Below are 3,329 nucleotides of genomic sequence, written 5' to 3'. Positions count from 1 at the left end.
GCCGGTGGCCGACCCTTCCGGGTGAAGCGGTGGGGGCGGGTGAGGCGCCGGGGGTGCGCCTGAGCCGGTGGTCGCGCCCGGGGCGCCGGTCYGGGTGAGGCGGTCGCCGGTTGCGCCCGGGTCGCCCGGGCGGCGCCTACCCCCGTCGCGCGTGCAGGACGTGGGCCTCCAGGGGGAGCGGGCTGTGGCCCACGAGGGTCAGGCCCGCGTCGGCGAGCAGCCCGGCGTACGCGGCGGCCGTCCGCTCCCGGCCCCCCGTGTTGCACATCATGTGGAGGTCCCACGCGGTCGCCAGGGACGGCGCGGAGTCCACCGGCAGCAGCCGCTCCACGATCAGCAGATCGGCCTCCGGCGGCATCGCGGCCGCGCAGTGGCGCAGGATCGTCCGGCACCGCTCGTCGTCCCAGTCGTGCAGGACCCGGGAGAGCACGTACACGTCCCCGTCCGACGGCACGTCCGCGAAGTCCCCCGTCCGGAAGGCGCACCGGTCCGCCAGCGCGCCGAGCCGGTCCCGGGCCGCCGCCACGACGTGGGCGCGTTCGAGGAGGACGCCGCGCAGGGCGGGGTGCGCGGTGAGCAGCCGCCCGAGCAGCTCCCCGGTCCCCCCGGCGATGTCCACGACCGTACGGCCCCCGGCGGCGGCCGCCGCCGTGACGACCGGGTGCTCCGGCAGCGGGTCGAACATCGGCGCGCTCGCCGTCATGGACCGGTCGAACCGGTCGGCCAGCTCGGGATCGCGCGCGAAGTGGTCGAAGTGGTTCTCGCCGTACCGGTCCTCGAACCCCGGCTGCCCCGTCCGTACGGTGTGCGCGAGCCGGCCGAAGGACTCGTAGAACGGCCCGCCGTACATCAGGGCCAGCGCCCGCACCGAACCCTCCACGTCCTCCCGCAGCAGCAGCCCCGCCTCCGTCAGCCGGTACGCGCCCCCTACGCCGGGGGCCTCCGCCACGACGCCCGACATCGCGAGATGGCGCAGCAGTGTCGCCAGGTTCTCCGGCCGCGCCCCCACCACCGGCGCCAGCTCCTCGGCCTTCCGTGCGATGGACGGGCTCATCGCCTCCGGCAGCCGCAGCTCCGCGCACGCCGCGAGGGCCTGCGTCGTCCAGGCGCCCGTCAGCAGGCGCAGGAGCGTCTCCGCCGGGTGGGCGGCGCCGCGCTCCACGAGGTGCTCGGCCAGCACGTCCCGGTGGTCGCCCCGCGCGTACAGCTCCACCCGCCGATAGGGCGTCTTCGTCTCCTCCGGGGCGGCGAAGTAGAAGACGGTCCCGTCCTCGTGCGGGTTGTAGCCGCCGCCGTCCGGCCGCGCGCCGTACCGCAGGAAGCCCGCCCGCAGCCCGCGCAGCACCAGCGGGTCCGGCCGCTCGACGTCGAAGGCCAGGTGCGCCTCCCGGTCGGCGGTCCGCTCCTCGGCGGCGACCGCCGCCGCCGTGCCGGCCGGGTCGGTCAGCACGAACACCTCGACCGCCCGCCGCTCGCCGCCCGGACCGTGCACCGCCGGCCGGACGATCCGGACGTCCAGCTCCCCGGCGGCCAGCCCGTGCCGTGCGGCAAGCCGCTCCCGCACCACGACGCTCGGCCGCGCCTCCCCGTCCGGGGACAGGCCCGCGGCGGCCAGCTCCGCCCGCAGGACCCGCTCGTCGGGCGGGGAGACGAGCAGCGCGGCGTGCGCGAACCGGCACCGCTCGGCCGTCGCCCGCAGCTCGGGGCCGTCGAGCCCGGGCAGGACGCGGGCCAGCAGATCGGACGTCTCCTGCTCCCGTACGAACGCGGCGGCGGCCCGCAGCCGCTCGACGTCCGCGGAGGCGGTGGGCGTCGGGACGCCGGCTGCCGGGGCGACCGGGGTGGTGCTCGTCATGGTGGGGCTTCCTTCGGGGAAGAAACGGGAGGAAACGCAAGGAAAGGGGACGATTGGGGTGGCTGGAGGGCAGGGGGTTGCCCCCGTCCGCTCCGAGGGGGGTCAGACGCCGACGTAGTTCTCGGCGAACCAGGCCTGCTGGGCCGGGGAACTCCGCAGCGCCGCCATCCGCGCGTGCCGCAGGCCCTCCTGGAAGGGCGAGGTCGTGCCGTCGGGGCCCGGCACCCGGTGGAGGAGCTGGATCATCCAGTGCGAGAACTCCTGCGCCCGCCAGATGTGCGCGAGGCACCGCTCCGAGTACCCGTCCAGTCCGCTCGCGTCCCCGCGCAGCAGGTCGTCGGCGAGGGCCTCGGCGAGGAGTTCGGCCTCCAGGACGGCGAGGTTGGCCCCCTTCGCGGCGGACGGGCTGATCAGGCTCGCCGCGTCGCCGACCAGGAACAGCGGGCCGTGGCGCAGCGGTTCGAGGACGTCCGACTCGAAGTCGACCACCGTCCGCCGGAGGATGGTCCCCCGGGTCAGCGGCCCGAACTCCTCGGCCCGCATCCGCAGGTCGAGCTCGTCCCACACCCGCTCCTCGGACCAGTCGTCCGGGACGGTGCCGCGCGGGCACTGGAGGTAGTAGCGGGTCACCTCGGGCGAGCGCGCCATGTGACCGGCGAAGCCCCGGGCGTGCGTGGCGTAGCCGACGGCGTCCAGGCTCGGGGGCGCCTCGGCCAGCAGGCCCAGCCACGAGACCCCGTGGTCGCGGTGGTGGCGCCGGACCGCGCCCGGCGGCAGCGAGCGGCGGCCCGCGCCGTACCGGCCGTCGCAGGCGGCGACGTACCGCGCCCGCCAGTGCGCGGTGCCGCCGTCCGGCTCCCGTACGGTCACCGAGGGGCGGGGTCCGTCGAGGCCGGTCACGTCCACGGCCTCGGTCTCGAAGCGGATCCGCCCGCCGGCCGCGAGGAAGAGGCGGACGAGGTCGGTGACGAGGTCGTGCTGGGGGTAGACCGTGTGCGGCTCGCGTGCGCCGAGGTGCGCGTAGTCGAGGCGGAACCGGCCGGCCTCGGTGCGGAACTCGCAGACGCCGTGCGCCTGCCCGCGCTTCCGCAGGCCCTCGTCGAGCCCGTGCCGGGCCAGCACCCGGGTCGTGTGCGGGACGAGGAAGCCGGCCCGCGCCCGCTGCTGCACGTGCTCGCGGCTCGCCCGCTCCAGGACGACGCAGTCGACGCCGCTGCGGAGGAGGAGGTTTCCGAGGACCAGTCCGGCGGGGCCCGCGCCGAGGATGACCACGTCGGCGGCGCGTGTCATGTCGGGTGCACGTAAGGGGCGTTGACGTTCTGTCACGAGAGTGGATCTTAGGGGCGGGGTAAGTCAGCGGGCGCTGAATATCACCCGAATGCCGCAGAGCGAGTAAAGGATTCTGCCGAGGGGGCGTACGGGGCGGCGGGGGCCGGGTGTGCGGGCGTGGGTACGGGCGCGGGTACGGGTACGC

The 3,329-nt window shown here is 76.1% G+C and carries 2 protein-coding genes; both read right to left on the bottom strand.

The window, feature by feature from the left end:
* Window positions 1-136: 136 nt before the first annotated feature.
* Complete coding sequence (locus EAO70_RS36505; RefSeq protein ID WP_148007075.1) at window positions 137-1,855, bottom strand: methyltransferase; 1,719 nt, start codon at window positions 1,853-1,855, stop codon at window positions 137-139.
* Window positions 1,856-1,957: 102 nt separating this feature from the next.
* The gene (locus tag EAO70_RS36500) at window positions 1,958-3,145 is read right to left on the bottom strand and encodes a 4-hydroxybenzoate 3-monooxygenase (RefSeq protein WP_187284205.1); all 1,188 of its coding nucleotides are present in this window, start codon (window positions 3,143-3,145) and stop codon (window positions 1,958-1,960) included.
* Window positions 3,146-3,329: the final 184 nt, after the last annotated feature.

The organism is Streptomyces sp. adm13(2018) (assembly GCF_008042145.1).
Taxonomy (GTDB): domain Bacteria; phylum Actinomycetota; class Actinomycetes; order Streptomycetales; family Streptomycetaceae; genus Streptomyces.
This window is presented reverse-complemented; position numbering and strand designations above follow the sequence as displayed.

Excerpts from the sequence above, each read along its gene's own strand:
- EAO70_RS36505 (WP_148007075.1), bottom strand. The coding sequence starts at position 1,855 with ATGACGAGCACCACCCCGGTCGCCCCGGCAGCCGGCGTCCCGACGCCC.
- EAO70_RS36500 (WP_187284205.1), bottom strand. The coding sequence starts at position 3,145 with ATGACACGCGCCGCCGACGTGGTCATCCTCGGCGCGGGCCCCGCCGGA.